The sequence below is a fragment of the Ensifer adhaerens genome, from assembly GCF_002940685.1.
GTDB classification, from domain to species: Bacteria; Pseudomonadota; Alphaproteobacteria; order Rhizobiales; family Rhizobiaceae; genus Ensifer; species Ensifer adhaerens_E.
Genome location: NZ_PNFP01000007.1, coordinates 45202 through 61018, shown reverse-complemented (window position 1 = coordinate 61018; position 15817 = coordinate 45202). Strand labels below are relative to the sequence as shown.

12 protein-coding genes are annotated in these 15817 nt (G+C 63.6%); 3 read left to right on the top strand and 9 right to left on the bottom strand.

Annotated elements, in window-relative coordinates; genetic code table 11:
• Positions 1–94: 94 nt before the first annotated feature.
• Positions 95–1045, bottom strand: coding sequence for a polysaccharide lyase (locus C1A35_RS15145; protein ID WP_104665124.1), 951 nt, complete (start codon positions 1043–1045; stop codon positions 95–97).
• 8 nt (positions 1046–1053) lie between these two features.
• A complete protein-coding gene (locus C1A35_RS15140; RefSeq protein ID WP_104665123.1) occupies positions 1054–2403 on the bottom strand; it encodes an adenylate/guanylate cyclase domain-containing protein in 1350 nt (449 codons plus the stop codon).
• Positions 2404–2787: 384 nt separating this feature from the next.
• On the opposite strand from C1A35_RS15140, the gene C1A35_RS15135 reads away from it, so the two are divergent.
• A complete protein-coding gene (locus tag C1A35_RS15135; RefSeq protein ID WP_234822875.1) occupies positions 2788–4125 on the top strand; it encodes a nucleotide sugar dehydrogenase in 1338 nt (445 codons plus the stop codon).
• Between the two features lie 35 nt (positions 4126–4160).
• On the opposite strand, the gene C1A35_RS15130 is transcribed toward C1A35_RS15135, so the two are convergent.
• Complete coding sequence (locus C1A35_RS15130; RefSeq protein ID WP_104665121.1) at positions 4161–5354, bottom strand: DUF3095 domain-containing protein; 1194 nt, start codon at positions 5352–5354, stop codon at positions 4161–4163.
• A 279-nt stretch (positions 5355–5633) separates the two neighbouring features.
• Between C1A35_RS15130 and C1A35_RS15125 the strand changes: the two genes are divergently transcribed.
• Positions 5634–6467 carry an MBL fold metallo-hydrolase gene (locus C1A35_RS15125; protein WP_104665120.1) on the top strand — a complete coding sequence of 278 codons (834 nt, stop codon included), beginning with the start codon at positions 5634–5636 and terminating at the stop codon, positions 6465–6467.
• Positions 6468–6704: 237 nt separating this feature from the next.
• Positions 6705–6887: a hypothetical protein gene (locus C1A35_RS15120; RefSeq protein WP_104665119.1), complete on the top strand. Its 183-nt coding sequence runs from the start codon at positions 6705–6707 to the stop codon at positions 6885–6887.
• Positions 6888–6989: 102 nt separating this feature from the next.
• Here C1A35_RS15120 and C1A35_RS15115 read toward each other — a convergent pair whose 3' ends face one another.
• The 6 genes from C1A35_RS15115 to C1A35_RS15090 form a co-directional block, all read right to left on the bottom strand.
• Positions 6990–7766, bottom strand: a complete 777-nt coding sequence (locus C1A35_RS15115; protein WP_104665118.1) for a polysaccharide deacetylase family protein — start codon at positions 7764–7766, stop codon at positions 6990–6992.
• On the bottom strand, positions 7763–8860 hold the full coding sequence (locus C1A35_RS15110; RefSeq protein WP_104665363.1) for a glycosyltransferase family 4 protein: 1098 nt from the start codon (positions 8858–8860) through the stop codon (positions 7763–7765). The genes C1A35_RS15115 and C1A35_RS15110 overlap by 4 nt, the downstream gene beginning before the upstream one ends.
• A gap of 150 nt (positions 8861–9010) precedes the next feature.
• A complete protein-coding gene (locus C1A35_RS15105) occupies positions 9011–9289 on the bottom strand; it encodes a hypothetical protein (RefSeq protein WP_104665117.1) in 279 nt (92 codons plus the stop codon).
• 112 nt (positions 9290–9401) lie between these two features.
• Positions 9402–10856, bottom strand: a complete 1455-nt coding sequence (locus tag C1A35_RS15100) for a lytic transglycosylase F (RefSeq protein WP_104665116.1) — start codon at positions 10854–10856, stop codon at positions 9402–9404.
• Between the two features lie 36 nt (positions 10857–10892).
• Entirely contained in the window at positions 10893–12995 is a 2103-nt protein-coding gene (locus C1A35_RS15095) for a mechanosensitive ion channel family protein (RefSeq protein WP_104665115.1), read from the bottom strand.
• Between the two features lie 142 nt (positions 12996–13137).
• Entirely contained in the window at positions 13138–15708 is a 2571-nt protein-coding gene (locus C1A35_RS15090; RefSeq protein ID WP_104665114.1) for an SH3 domain-containing protein, read from the bottom strand.
• Positions 15709–15817: the final 109 nt, after the last annotated feature.

Below are 15817 nucleotides of genomic sequence, written 5' to 3'. Positions count from 1 at the left end.
CCGCCGCCTCTAAAAAAAGACTAGCGCAGCTTCTAAGGGCTGTCCAGCACGCCCGGTCGCAGCCGAGGCTATACCCACCTGCATCTTCAGTCGGTTAGAGAGCTGGGCACGCACCGGACTTCAAGACATCGGCGCAATTCGGCGAGCGACGGAAGTCATCGTAAAACAGCGTCCAGTCGGTCCTATCGGCTGCCCGATAGGGGCCAAACTTGAAGTACTGGTTCTTGCCGAGCCCCTTGTCGGCATGGCCGATATGCCCCGTCACCGTGATGATCGGCTTGTCATTGGCGAAGAGTTCGATGCGCCCGGTGCCATGGGCGCCCGGCAGCGTGTAGATGGCAAAGTCGATCCAGCCGGACTTCGGGTCGGGCAACGGATTGCCGTGGTTCGTCACCTTGATCGCATCGGTGCAGGCATTGAAGAGGCTGCCGTCTATGAGCTCCCAGTTGCTGTCTGCCGCAACCAGCATGCGCATCTGGTTCACGCCGGGCCGCCCCCACACGGGGATCTCGCCGGGCTTGCAGACCGCCGGCTTTCCATCAGGCCCGGCCGACAGCGGTGCAATGTAGTTCGTTTCCACCGTGGCAAAGAGCTTGCCGGCCTCGAGCCTCAAGGCGAGGAACGGGCTGAAATCGCCTTCGGCACCCGGGTCGATTTCGCGCTTCCACTGGGCGATCAGGTAACGGTGATCCTCGTTCGGGATCGGATCGGCAAACTTGACCGCAAAACCGTACCAGACCCCCTGGTCGTAGGGTACGCGCAGCGCTGTCTTCTCCCAGATTTCCGCCCGTTCGCTGCAACCGTCGAGCGAATCGGGGCAGGTCGGAACGACGCTCAGCTTGAGCGCCCCCTTGCCGTTGCGCGTGACCTGGTTCTGGAACTCCACCGTGCCGGCGGTCTGCTCGAAATTCTCGCGGTAGTAGAGCCCGCCCTCGGGCGCGAAATTCTGCCCCTCGAAACCGTCGATAAGCTTGGTTTCCCATGGCTGCGCCATCGCGCTCCCGGCCATGACGATGGAAGCGGCGAAAAGGACGGTGCGAAACATTCTTCCCCCTATTGAAGCATCTTGTCGATGAGGCCGCGCGGCGGCTGGAGCGGACGCGTATTACGGTGAAGCAGCATGACATGCTCCGCCTCGGAAAGTCCATCCTGCAACACGTCGTCAAAGCGCTCGTCGGCCCTTGCAAGCAGCGCCGCATCGTTGGGGTAAAGGATCGTGAACTTCTGCCGGACGCCCCTGAGTTTTTCCTGGCCGAGCGCCGTCCAGTCGCCGCCGCAATAATTGACGAAGGCTTCGCTCGCGACGACGCTGTGGGCATATTTCTTGGTCAGGTTCTGCAACCTCTGGACTTCGTTGACGGCGGAGCCGAAGGCCGAGAACGTCAGCCGGTCACGCAGGCCGACATTGCCGAACATCACGTTGCCGACATGCAGGCCAATGCCATAGCCGATCGGATCACGTGCCTGCTTGCGCCGCTCGCCGTTCAGCATCTCCATGCGCGCCGTTGCCGCGCGCACGGCGGCAAAGGCCTCGCGGGCGGCAAATTCCGAGGGCTCCTTGTGACGCCCGCACGGATAGACGGCGATGAATCCGTCACCGACGAAACTCAAGATATGGCCGCCGTTGCGGTTGAACGGTGCTGCGATTGCATCGAAATAGGTGTTCAGCGTCTCGATGTAGGACTGGCGCCCTTCCTTTTCCGCCAGCATCGTCGAGCGGCGCATGTCGCCCATCACGAGGACCGCGCGCACGGTCTCGCCGTCGCCGCGGCGCACCTGGCCGCTCATCACCCGCCGGCCGGCACTGGAGCCGAGATAGGTGGTCAGCATGTTGTCGGCGAGCTTGCCGAGCACCGCCATCTTCGCGGCGACCGCCAGATGATGCTGCAGCTTCAAGAGCGCGCCGATAACATCGTCGGTAAACCCGCCGTGACGGTCCGTCGTCCAGGATCCGACCATGCCGTGGCCGGAATCGGCGCCCAGCGACTGCATGAAGGCCAGATAATCGGTCGCCCCCATCTCCTTGAGGTCGTCGAAGATCGGGAACTCGGACGGCGTGTCCTTGTAGATACGCCGGCGGACATGCTCGAGATTGTTGTTTAGCAGGTAATAATAGGGGCTCTGCAGGAAGCGCTCGGGATTAAGCGCCAGTTCCTCGTGGCGAAGACCGCTCACCTCGACGCCCTTGCCGCGCACCCAGGTAAAACCGAGCGCGTCGTAAAGCGGATGCAGCATCGAAAAGGAAAGATGGACACGCATCAGCGGCAGGCCGGCGGCGGCCAGCCGTTCGCAGAAGCCCTTGACGATCGTCTCCAGCGGCGCGTCGCTCAGCGATGTGCGCATCAGCCAGTCGGCGACCTTGTCGATGAGGATTTCGGATACGTTGTCGTTCGTCGGGCCCATTTCGCGTCCTCATCATGACAGACCGTCCCGCGTCAGCATCCGGAGACGGCGAACGCCCCGGCAATTTGCCGGTTCATGTTCGCGGTGGATGATGATGAGCCGTGCCCGTTAAGAAAATGCTCCAACCGATTCCGGCGTCGATGACGTGCAGGCACCCGGAATGCGGCACTTATACATTGCAGATATTGACGACAGGCCCCGATTTCCAGAGGCGGACGAAGATTTTTCCGACCTGTTGCAGCACGAAGATTTGATAGCCGGCTCAACGGCCTGCTGGCCGGCCCGGCACTGCCGCTCGCTTGACTTGGGACTTGTTTCTCTCCAACAAACCACGACATGTTCGCGCGGCATTGTCCGCCTGTCCACGAGATCCGGAACCGAAACTTGACCTCACCTCACTTCGAAAGCCTGCTGTCGTCCATTTCTGCCCGCAGCGCCAAGGTCGGCGTCATCGGCCTTGGCTATGTCGGCCTGCCGTTGGCGATCGCGGCGGCACGCGCGGGCTACTCCGTCATCGGCTTCGATATCGACCCGGGCAAGATCGTCGCGCTGGACGCCGGCAAGTCCTATATCGCGGCCGTACCGGATACAGTCCTTTCGCAGGAGAGCCATGCCGGCCGGTTCCGCTCGACGACGGATTTCGGAAACCTTGCGGATTGCGACGTCATCATCATCTGCGTACCGACGCCGCTCACCAAACACCGCGACCCGGACCTGTCCTTCGTCGAAAACACGTCGCGCGCGATCGCCGCGACCCTGCGGCCGGCACAGCTCGTCGTGCTGGAATCGACCACCTACCCGGGAACGACCGACGGCGTCGTGCGCAGCATCCTCGAAGACACCGGACTGAGGTCAGGCGCCGAGTTCTTCGTCGGCTTTTCGCCGGAGCGCGAGGATCCGGGCAATCCGGTCTACGAAACCGTGAGCATTCCGAAGGTGGTCGCCGGCGACGGGCTCGAGGCTGCAAAGCTGATGGAGGCCTTCTACGCATCCGTGGTGAAGACCGTCGTTCCGGTCTCCTCCAACGCCACGGCGGAGGCCGTGAAGCTCACCGAGAACATCTTCCGCTCGGTCAACATCGCGCTCGTCAACGAATTGAAGATCGTCTACGAGGCAATGGGCATCGATGTCTGGGAAGTGATCGAGGCGGCAAAGACCAAGCCGTTCGGTTACATGCCGTTTTATCCGGGCCCCGGTCTCGGCGGCCACTGCATTCCGATCGACCCCTTCTACCTCACCTGGAAGTCGCGCGAATACGAACTGCCGACGCGCTTCATCGAGCTTGCCGGCGAAATCAACTCGGCGATGCCGCGCCACGTCGTCAGCCGGCTGGCCGAGGCGCTGGACCGGCATGCGGGCAAGGCGCTCAGCCGTTCCAACGTCCTCGTCATCGGCCTCGCCTACAAGAAAAACGTTCCCGATATTCGCGAAAGCCCTTCGCTCCGCCTGATCGAGTTGATCGAGGAGCGCGGCGGCCGCACCGCCTATCACGATCCCTACGTCGCCGAGATCCCGCCGACGCGCGAATATGCCGCCCTCAAAGGCCGGCGTTCGATTGTGCTCGACGAGACCACGGTGAGTACGTTCGACGCCGTGCTGATCGCCACCGACCACGATCAGGTGGACTATGCAGCGCTTTCCAACTGGGCGCCGCTCCTCGTCGACACCCGCAACGTCTTCCACCGCAACGGCCTGACCGGCGATCACATCATCAAGGCGTAGCCGAACAGCCGGCGCGCGCCGCCCGAGGCTGAAGGCTAGGCTGCTCCGCCGGCGAAGGGCTGGGCGGCCTTGTCACGCACCAGCGCGGCCTTGAGCTTGCTCGCCGCCACCGCATAGCCGCCCGAGGCGCCGTCGACGAAATGCATGTGATCGCGGGACATCGGCGTCGGCACGATGCAGGTCATCAGCGCCGAATCCTGCTGGTGCAGGCCATAGTGGCCCACCCCTTCTGCCGCCGCCTGTTGCAATCGCGCCTCGATCCGCCGGAGACGCTCGGCGCTGATGTCGACCGTCATTTTCAGGCCGTCGTCGAACTTGCGGAAGTCGGTGTTGTCGGCGAGATCGCGACGGTAACGGCTCGTGTCGAAAGTGCCGAGGTTCCAGCCCATCTTGAGGCAGACGAAAAGCGCCAGCGTCTGCAGCGTGATCCAGACGCGCGCGCCGACGCGACGTCCCCGGGGTGCTGCAGCACGCGCTTCCGTCTCGATCCCGCGGAAAGAGAAGCGCGGGTTAGGCCCGAGCGCGGGAACGGGGTGGCCGTTGCGATCCTCCTCGTCGGCAAGCGCGACGATGTCGGCGATCAGCGCCTGGAACTGCGGACCGTTGCCTTTCGCCCCCGGCACCGCGATGATCGACGCGATGGTGCCATGGCGGGACTCGATCGGGTTCCAGCGGCAGGAAAGGCCGGTCAGGTCCGGCCGGCTGCCGGCCGGCGCCGCGGCGACATGATAGCGCCCGGCCTTCATTGCGGCCTCCGCCCAGCTTGCGCCTCCGCCTGCGAACATCGCGTAGGAAACCTCGTCGCTGGCCTTGAAGCGGGCGACACGCATGTCGAGCCCGTGCTGGCGAATGTCGCTGACCGGAACCAGCGCCGTCCGCAACTCAAGATCAAGTTCCTCCGCCACCCAGGTCTTCACCGCGGCAAGCGCGTCCCGCGCCCTGCCGGCCATCGATGCAGGCAGCGCCGCCAACGCGCCATCCCCCCCGAATACGAAGGGCATCGTCTTTTCTTCGAGAACGTTCATCAGGGCGGAAATGACGCTCGCGCCGGCCATATTGACCGTCTTGTAGCGACCTTCGGCAATCGCACCGGTCGAATTGACGATATCGGCGACGGCCAGCAGCCAGCCGTCCGGCAACGGCCGGTAATTCGCCTCGTCCGCAACGCCTTCGAAGGCGTCGAAAAGCGGCACGCTGTCGTAAAATTGCCCTTCCATTGCCTCGGTCATCTGCGCCTCGATCTTCGCTCCCCCTTAACGTTCGTCAGATAATTCACGCGCGAGCGCAACAAAAAGTTTCATTGGCTGTTACCAAGGGGACACCTCTGTCCGCTTCAGCCGCCTACAACATGCGCGGGGAGCGGATTTGACCGGAGCGGGACTTGGCGACGCGAAGGTTAGTTTCCAAATAATAACCCATGGCGTTGCAGGGGTATGGCCATCTGTGCTTGTTTAACAGTCACACAAGGATCAAAATGATCCAAGCGTGCGTAGTGAAGCCGAAACTGAATGCGTGACGACAACTTTCGAGTGCGGTTCTGGGGCGTAAGAGGAAGTTTGCCGGTCTCCGGCCAACAATACCTTGCCTATGGGGGGAATACATCCTGCATCGAGGTTCGATGCGGAAAGGACGTGTTGCTGTTCGATGCCGGGTCCGGGCTGCGCGAGGCGGGTTATGCCCTGATCGCCGAGGGCGTCGAAGAGTTCGATCTGTTCTTTACCCACAGCCACTACGACCACATCATCGGCCTTCCCTACTTCAAGCCCATCTACAAGTGTCGCAATTCGGTGCGCTTCTGGTCCGGCCATCTGCACGGAACCATGACCACGCGGGAGATGATCCGCGATTTCATGCGCCCGCCGTGGTTCCCGGTCGATCCGGACATCTGTCAGGCAAGCCTCGACGGCATGGACTTCAAACCCGGTGACGTGCTGACCCCGCGCGCCGGCGTCACCATCCGCACGACGAGCCTCAATCATCCCGGCGGCTGCGTCGGCTACCGGATCGAATGGAACGGCCGCGCCGTCGCGCTCGTCTACGATACCGAGCACGAGCCGGGTGTTCTCGATCCCGGCGTGCTCGAACTGATCGCCGGCGCCGACCTGTTCGTCTACGACTGCACCTATCTCGAAAGCGAGATGGAGCATTTCCAGGGTTACGGGCACTCGACCGGCATGCACGGCGCGCGACTGGCGATGGCCGCCGGCGTCAAACAGCTCGCCATGTTCCACCACGACCCGTCGCGCACCGACGAGGCATTGGCCGCCATGGAGCGTGACGTTCAAGCGACCTTCGCCGGCGCCTTTGCCGCCCGCGACGGACAGATCATCGATCTGGATTAAACGTCGGAAGACGGTCGGGGATGTTTCCCTCGGGCCGAGCGGCTTTTCCCTCGGAAGTGCGGTCCGTGATTGCATCGCCTCAACCGGTTCTGCACGAACCGCGGTCCGCCTTGGCTAAAGGCTCAATCGTTCTGCTCGCGGGCTTGTCGAGGTCGCCCCTTTGCCGCTGTGAACAGCCTTCGATCCGGAACCATTTCACGCTCCGCGGATTCCTCCTGTGCAAGACAGGAGTTTCAGATGGGCAAGGACAAGAAGGCACAACAGGCGATCGAAGAAACGGGCAAGGAGCCCTCGGGCGGAAAGCACCTTCCGACCGCAGGACCTCACGCAAAGGACCGGCTGACCGACAAGAGCAAGACGCCTGGCACCGGATTGCTGCCGGATAAGGACGAAGAAAGTGTCGTGCCCGGGAGCGGCTGAAGCGACGTGCGAAAAACGCCGAAGACCGCTTGATGCGCTCGATCCATCCGGAAAATAGCGCGCTGCTCGGCAAACAGGCCGACGGCGGCAATCGCCAGCCGCTCAGTCAGATGACCTGTTGATGAGATCGACGCCCGTGCGCCAACGACAGGCCGGATGCTTCGCCGTTCTGGTGAATAGCGCTTCCATGAACGACCAGACGGCCTCGTCGTGAACCAAATGATGGGTCAAGAGCCCGATGGTGCGTCCAGTCTGGTCCAGCTTCTTCTCGTCATCGCCGCAAACCTGCCTGAGCCTGGCGATGATATCGGCGACGATCGATCCGTGGTCGCGGCACCCGCGCGTTCCGTGCCAGTCCATCACGTCGACGTGGGTGTTGACGAGCTTGAACGGCGACGGCTTTTCCGGTCCGAATACCGATAGCGCTACGAACCCGATCCCGGGCAGGCCATCCAGGAGCGAAGGATCGATCCGGTTCCACGGCGGCACGAGCATCGGCACGAAACTGCGCGGAAACAGCGTCTGGAGCCGCGCATGCCCCTCGGCGAGTTCGTCGAGAACCGCGACGCGCGAGCGGTGCGCGCCGAGTTCCTGTTTCTTTTCCTCCGGCGGGGCGTGGTTGCGATGCGCCCAGCCGTGCACCGCGACGCCGACGCCGGCATGACCATCGAGGCGGCGCGCAAGCGCCTCGCCCACAAGCGCCGGCGGCGCGGCGATGACTACCGGAACCTCGTATTTGTCGACCAGTGAGACCAGGCGGTCGAGCGCCGCCGAGGGCTCGGCGGCGTCGTCGTCCCGCAACCAGAAATCCACCTGTCGCCCGGATGCAGCCACGCGGTCGAGCGCGTCGGCAAGCTGCTGCCAATGGGTTTGTCTCATGCCGTCGTCTCCAGGTGCTCGTCAAATATGGCGCCGAGCCGCCGCGCCGCAGCCGGGAAGGAGCGCTCGTCGTGCACGAACTGTCCGGCCGCCGCGCCCAGTCTCCGGCGATGGACCGGATCCTCGATCAGCAGGCGCATCGCCGCGGCAAAGGCGGCGACGTCGCCGTCGGGCGTGAGAACCCCAGTCTCGCCGTGCCTGACCACCTCAGGCACGCCGGCCGTATGCTGTGCAACGACCGGCAAGCCCGCGGCCTGTGCTTCGAGATAGGCAAGCCCGTAGGCTTCGCCGCAGCCGGGCCAGACGTAGAGATCGCTGCGCGCCAGAATGGCCGGCAGGTCGGCAGCGCTTCTTTCGCCGAGCCATTCCAGCCGGTCGGACGGCAGGGCCGAGAAGGCCTGCCGTACCTCGTCGCGGCACGGACCATCGCCGACGATCGTCAGGGTCCAGCGACTGTCGGCAATCGGCAGCAGCGATTGCGCAAGCATGCGGTAGCTGTCCAGCTTGTCGCCGCTGCGCATCATCGCGACCACGACCATGCGGCAGAGATCATCCCCGCGGGCACCGCCCGGCGCGAAAGGGGTTGCGTCGATGAATGGCGCAAGCATCGCGTGGCGGCATGTGGGTGCGGCTTCAAGCAAGCCATCCCGGTCCCGTCGCGTCAGGCAGACGTTGACCGCGGCTTGCTCGATGGCCAAGAGAACGTGGTGTTGGGCGATCGCGCGCACGCCTTCGTTTCGCCGCATGGAATAGGAGGCTTCGGCCGTCACGTAAGGGATGGCGAATTCGGCGGCGAGCACCGGGCCGAGAAGATCAGGCGCCTTGTAGTAGGGATGGTAGCAGAACCAGAGATCGGGGGCGCCGTCGCGCTTCCAGCCATCCCGAAGCCGCGCGATTTCGTCTGCCGCTGCCCGCTCCAGTTCATGAAAGTCCGCAGCCGATGCGGCTGCCATGAAGCTGCGCAGGGCCGAGACGACCGTAACCTCATGTCCTCCCGCACGCAGCGCCGCAACCAGCATGCGCGCCATCAGCCGGTCACCCGATGGAACCGGATGGTCAGGAGATTTCAGCGGTGCGTAAAAGGCGATCTTCATCCAAAGCGAGCTATCGTTTCTCTGCAGCGGACTGTCAACCGACAGCCCCGGGAGCTTGCGCTTTCCCATGGGATCGCCCGACCCCAAAAGGTGCTCTTACGTCCGCCTGTGCTCAAAGGAACGCAAGGCCGCGGTCGCGCCACCGGTTCGTCAGTCGATCGGCAAATCGTAGTAGTCCCGGCGGATGAGCCTCAGCGAGCGGTCCGGCTCGATGACGTAGGTCTCCTGAACGAAGCTGTTGCCGCTGGTGAAGCGGTGCGGGACGATGCTGCCGACCGGCGCCTTCGTCAGCTTCGTGCGCGGCTGACCGCCATAGGTGATGCTGCCGGGGATCGGCTCGAGGTCCGGCGTCGTGCAGCTCGCAAGCGTCATCGCGCACAGGACAAGCAGGCCAGCGAGCCCACCGAGACTACGGATATCTTTCACCATGACCACCTGACAGGCCCCTCGCCGTCTGCCGACCGCTCCTTGCCTGCCACTCCTTGTTTCGTTTCTCGTCTTCCAGCGCGCGGCCAGGTCTCAGGGCCGCCACCGGTGCGGGCTATGGCGTTGCGACCACCCCTGCGCTGCCGGCCTTCGCAGCCGATGTTTCCGCATCATGCTCCGAGAGCAGGCCATAGGCGACATAGTATTTGTAGATGTTGCTGACGTATTGAACCGTCTCGCGCCCGACGATTGCGGCGGCCGCGTTCTCGACATTCCCGAACCAGAGGTTCGGATCGAGCCCCATCTCCTTGGCCTTGGCCCTGAACTTGCGCAGGTTTCCCGGCCCCGCATTGTAGGCCGCAAAAGCAAACAGCATCTGGTTTTTCGGCGTGACGGCCGGATCGTCGATATAGGTATCGGCGAGATAGCGCAGATACTTCGCGCCGGCTTCGACATTGAGGTTCTCGTCCTTGTCGATGCCGCTTATGTTGACCGCCTTGTCCGCGGCGGTCGAGGGCAGCAGTTGCATGATGCCGACCGCGCCCCGGTGGCTGCGACGAGACTGGTCGAGCTGCGATTCCTGGTAACCCTGCGCCATCAGCATCAAATGATCGAAGGAATAGGTCTTGCCGTGGATGCGGAAGATCTCCACCAGTTGCTTGAAACGCTCGACATCGGCTGGCGCATAGGCGCGCTTCAGCATCTTGTCGCCCTTGTAGTAGGTGTTTCTCAGAATGTTGCCGAAGGTGGTTCCGACCTTGTGGGTCTTGACGAAGGCGTTGAGGGTCGCCTTGAGCTTCGGGCTATCCTTGCGGATCGCCCAGGCGACCTGACCGTGGTCGGAGACAACGATGTCGTCGCGCACCTTGAGGTCGGTGAAAACCTTCGTCCAGATGTCCGCCTTGTATTTGTCGACCACCGTCCAGGGCAGCAGGCCGGCATTGATCATCTCCAGAACGTCTTCGTCCTCGAGGTTCTCATCCATGTCCTTCAGCACGATCGGCGCGCGACCGGCCTTTTCGAAGCCGGAACTGATCGCCGCCAGATGCTCGTAGTAGCTGCTCGATCGGCGCACGTGCAGTTCCTGCCCGCTCAAATCGTCGATGCCGGCGATCGCCGGCGCCGAAGGACCGGTGACGAGCACCTCCTGCGCCTCGTCGAAGAGCGGTGCGGTGAAATCGACCTTTGCAAGCCTTGCCTCGGTGATCGTCAGATTGGCCATGACGATGTCGCCAAGCCCCTCTTCGAGCGCCGAGAGCAACCGCGCCCGCGGCATCGGCAGGAACCCGACGCGGATCTTGTCGATCTGCTTCTTCTTCCCCTTGTTGAGCTCGTTTTCAAGCGCCGTGCCGAACTCGACGGCCGTGCCCAGCTGCTGGCCGCGATCGACGAAGTAGATCGTCTTGCTGAACGGCACGATGATGCGGATTAACCGCCGCTTTTCCATTCCGTCGAAGTCGTCCTTGTGGGGGACGAACATCGAGCGAAGGAATTGATCGTTCGACTGTGCCAAGGCACCGCTTCCCGTGAAGAACACGAGAAGCAGCAGCCCCAAGAAAACGCGTTTCATGTCAGCCCCCAGCCCGAGAACCCTGTTGCCGAAATGCTATTCCTGCGGCGGACCGCCTTCGCCGAGCGCGGCGGCCGCATTCTTCTTGGCGATCGCGTCGCGGGTCGCAGCGGCTGCAGCGACGGATTGCTGCTGCTCGTCGCCCGCCACCTGCACCGTCGGCGAGGCGAAGTTGATGCCGTTTTCCTTAAAGGACTCCTTGATCATGACCTGCGCCCGACGCCTGACCTGGGTCTGGGCCCCCGGCTTGGTCTTCATGGCGAAGCTCAAGGTCATACCGTAGTCGCCGAAATTCTCGACGCCCTTCATCTTGACCGTTTCCAGGATCAACGGCCCGATATCCGGATCCTCGAGCAGCTTGGCGCCGATGCCCTTCACCAGTTTCTTCACCTTGGCGACGTCGGCATCGAAGGAAACGTTGATCAGGAACTTGTCGATCACCCAGTCGCGGCTCATGTTCTGCACGGCGCCGAGCGAGCCGAAAGGCACCGTGAAGACAGGGCCGCGGTGATGCCGGAGCTTGACGGAACGAATGCTGAAGGACTCGACCGTGCCCTTGTAGCTGCCGCTCTGGATGTATTCGCCGATACGGAAGGCATCGTCCATCATGTAGAAGATGCCGCTGATGACGTCCTTGACCAGCGTCTGCGAGCCGAAGCCGATCGCGACGCCGAAGACGCCGGCGCCGGCGATCAGCGGGCCGATTTCCACGCCCAGGCCGGAGAGCACCATCAGCACCGCGACGACGGCAATGAAGGCCGCCAGAAAGTTGCGCAGGATCGGCAGCAACGTCATCAGGCGGGTATTGCGGGCGCGCTCGGCCGGGTCTTCGGTCGCGTGATTGGCCTGCTTGACGCGCAGGTTGATGAAACCCTTGACGAGCTGCCAGACCAGATCTGCAGCCAGCAGGATGACGATGCCCGCAAGGACGCCGCGGAACACCCTATTGAAGGCGTCGTCCTGCATCATCGACGTGGCGCTGACCTTGAAGACGAGCGCCAGCCAGCCGGCGGCGAGCGCGATCACCAGCAGCCGTGCGCCGCGCTCGATGAAGATGTTGCGCACCACGCGCGGATCGTCCTCTGCCGAGCTAGCCAGCATCGTCCTGGTGAAGGCACTGGTGAAGCGCAACAGCGGCGGCAAGCCGATCAGGTAAAGGCCGATCCAGAACAGCACGTCCATGCCGGCGACCCAAAGCAGCCAAAGCACGACCAGGAAGGCGACGAGGAACACGTTGCCGACGATACGGCGCGAGCCAACCACGGCGCCGGCCGGACGCCGCACGACGGTGAGGATCCCGAGCGCCAGGACCACGAGCCCAAGAAGCGCGGTGATGAGATTGCGCACGTCCGCAGAAATCGACAGCGCGCTCATTGCGTCGCCGACGCCCCAGACGAGTGCCCCGCCACCGATCAGCCACAGGGCATGCCGGTGCCAGAAGCTGGCCTCATCGGGCGTGAGCGAGAGGTAGCCCCCTCGCCCGTCCGCATTCTCCTCGTTGACCGGTCCCCCCGTCAGGACGGCCGAGGCGATGATCATCAAAAGGCGCGCTCCGATCCAGGCGCCGAGCAGCGGCGCGATCGTCGTTTCCAGCCGCGTCGGCCAGTCGGCGATCGCCAGCACCGACATGCTGGCAGCCGCAAAAACGATGAGCGGTAGAACCCGTGTGAGCATGGTGCGGGCCGGCCCCGTCAGCACCGCCCCCTTCAGGCTGCGCCCCAGCAGCCAGCGCAGGAGATATTCGGCGCCGTAGCCGATCGCCAGGATCAGGAAAAATCCCTTGAGAATGGGTGCCGCGCCATGGCTCTCCATGTCGCCGGAAAGGCGCTGGCGCGCCGCCTGCATTTCCGGAAGAACACGCGGCACGGCATTGCCGATACCGGTGAGATGACGCCTGATTTCGGCGGTCCAGCGCGCCACGACACCGGTTGCGGGCGTTCCGGCCGGAGCTTCGGCCGCAGTGGCGGGCGGGGCCTGTTTCGTCGACAGCCACTGCTTCACTTCCGGATCATCGAGGAGCTGGATCAGCTGCTGGACCTTTGCCGGCGGAGCGGCAGGCGCGGCCTCCTGCGCCAGCCCTGGCGAAGCCAGCCCGAAGGCAACCGAAAGAAAGACAAGGAGACCGAAGACCGGCCCCATAAGCAAGCGACCCGACGACCCGACACAGCCCATTCTCAACACCCCCGACGCGCATGCCCGTCCCCCGACCGGCACGACTCTCAATCATTACAAAGGCTAACATACCACCGGGCTGTTGCGCCAATGTCAAAAAGCGTCGCGGTCAACGGCGGCGGAAACCGCCACCGCCATGGAACCCACCGCCTCCCTGGAAGCCACCGCCGCTAAACCCGCCGCCACCACCAAAGCCACCTCCTCCGTGGAAGCCGCCGCCCCCGTTGAAACCACCGCCGCCAAAACCACCCGGGCGGTCAAAGCCGCCGCCACCGCCGGTCGGGAAGTTCAACGGCCGCTGGTCGAAGGACTGGCGCTCGAAGGTGCGCTGGTTGCCGAGCTGACGCCCGATATTGTCGATCGCCAGGTGGTCTGGCGCAACACCATGACCGGCTTGCCGGCCCGCGTCGATCCGCTGGTTCAGGTTCGCGGCCGCATCCGGATGGTTGGCGGAAAATTGCTGGCCTGCCTTTGCCCTGTCCTGGACCAGGGGTTTCTGTACCGGTTGCCAACCGTCGGGCGTGTGTTTCTGCCATTGTCCGTCGTCGCGGCGATAGACGTTTCCGTCGCGGCCGGCATAGATATCGCCGCCCTTGCCGCCGGCGACAAAGCCATGGTTGCCGTCGGACGTGCGCCAGTGGGCGCCGGCACCGTTGGCGGTCGACCCGCCGCTGATGCGGGCAAAATCGGAACCGTGCTTGACGGCCGCCGTGCCCCAGCTTCCGTAGACGTTATGGCCGCCACGGGCGATCGCCGCGTTGCCGGTGCGCGGATTGTAGGCTGCGACGAAACCGCGGTCTCCGTTCGGCCCGTAGCCGACCGCACCGCGAACATAGGTGCCCGTGCGCGGGTTGTAGGCGGCGCCGGCAGCAATCCCGCGGTAGGGGCCATAGGCATAGCCGTAACGGCCGAAGGTGCCGATCGCCGGATTGTAGAACGCACCGACGCCATAGGTCACCGGGCGCGGATAATAGGGCCAGTAACCGCCGCCGGCCCAGCCATAGTCCCAATAGTCGTCATAGTACCAGCCGGTGCCATAGACGAAGGTGTCCCAGGCGAGATAGGCGCCGAGATAGCCCATCGTGTATCCGAACCAGACCGCATCGGGCTCGGTGTCGTAGATGCGCACATAGGTGGCATTGTAGACCGGCGACGATGGCGGGATGGCATAGATCGCGTCCGGCACCGCCTTGGCGACGCTGAAAGGCCCGGTCGGAGTATCGCCGACGAACCAGACGCCATCCTTCAGCACGAAGTACTTGTCTGCGACCTTGATGACGGTCTCGTTGGTGTTGACGGCGTAGGCAACGGACGTTCCGTCGATCTCCTCGAACTTCGGGTCGCCGCTATAGGCCACATCCACCTTGACCGAGCCGTCGAGCGAGACACGCGCCTTTTCCGGAATGCTGGCCTTCAGCCGTGCCTCTGCGTTTTCAGACGTGCCGGGAACGGACGAACGCACCGTATAATAGGCGGCATCCTGTGGAATGTTCTGGAAGTCGGCCGGCAGCTTGGGCGTCGCAAAGGTCCAGGGCCCTTCGAGCGCGGTGCTCGCAAACCAGCGACCGGACACGAGGACGTACCAGTTGGAATCCGCATCGCGAAAGAAGACGTCGCTCTCGGTGTTGCTCGCAACCTTGAGACCGGTGCCCGGCACCTGCTCGAGTTTCGGCTCGCCGTCGAAAGCGATCAGTTCCGACGGCTTGTCCGAATAGATGACGTCGGGCACGATGACCTTGTCCGCCTGCGGCGGGATCGCCGCCTTGGCATCCTTCCAGTTGTCGTCGTCCGGCAGCTTGCTGAGAATGTCGGGAAGCGACGAGGCGGGCTCCCATCCCGAGGCGAGATCCTTCGACCGTAGCCATGCCCTGTCGTTGCGCAGGTAATAGGTTGCGTCAGCCTCGACCTTGAACAGGTCCCAATTGGTGTTGACCGTAAAGGAGAGCCCTTCGACGCCCTTGACCGGGGCAAACACCGCCTTGCCGTCGGTCTGCACCAGGATCGCAGGCTTCCTGCTGATAAAGATCGGCGGCGCATCGGCCTTCAACCCTTCGACATTGCCGAGCCGCTGGTAGTCGGCGAGGCTCGCCGTCAGCTTGTCCTCCGAAACGGTAATCGTTCCGACCGGCATCAGCTTGCCGACTTCAAGCGCCAGATCCGCCAGTTCCTTCCGGTCGAGGACGGAGAAGTTGATCTCGGTCACCTTGATGTCGGAAACGACCACCTGGCCCGCGGCGTTGTCGGCATCGGTCTTGCCGGTGACACCGACCACTCCGAAAATCGGCTTGGCATCGTCGGACTGCTTGTATTCGGCAGCGATCAGCGCATCGAGCTCGGTGAAATCCTTCCAGGCGTTGATCTGCGGCTGAAAGAGCGTGATGGTCGCGCCGCCTTCGGTCTTGAAGGCGCGCGGCCAGCCAAGTCCCTTGGGATCGGCATCGTTCAGGTACTTGCCGCTGACGAAGCCGTTCTGGCCGTTGAAGCTCACCGCGCACCAGGTGCCTGCATCGTCGCATTCCTTGACGTCGACCTCGCTTCCCTCCGCAAGCGTGCCCAGACTGCCGAAGCCTGTTCCCGGTCCTTCGCGGAAATTGACGGAGGCGCTGGTCGTCGCCGGCCCGGCCTGCGCCGGAACCGTGGCGATCGCGAAGAGCGTCAAGGCGAGTGTCAATCTGTGCATTTCGGTTCTCCGAGATCCCGGGCGGTCCGGTTCGGCGGGCCGACGACGACCTTTGGCCGAAGCTGACACCGGAACCGATTGAACCATCAGCATCTTTGCCCGCTGCCGT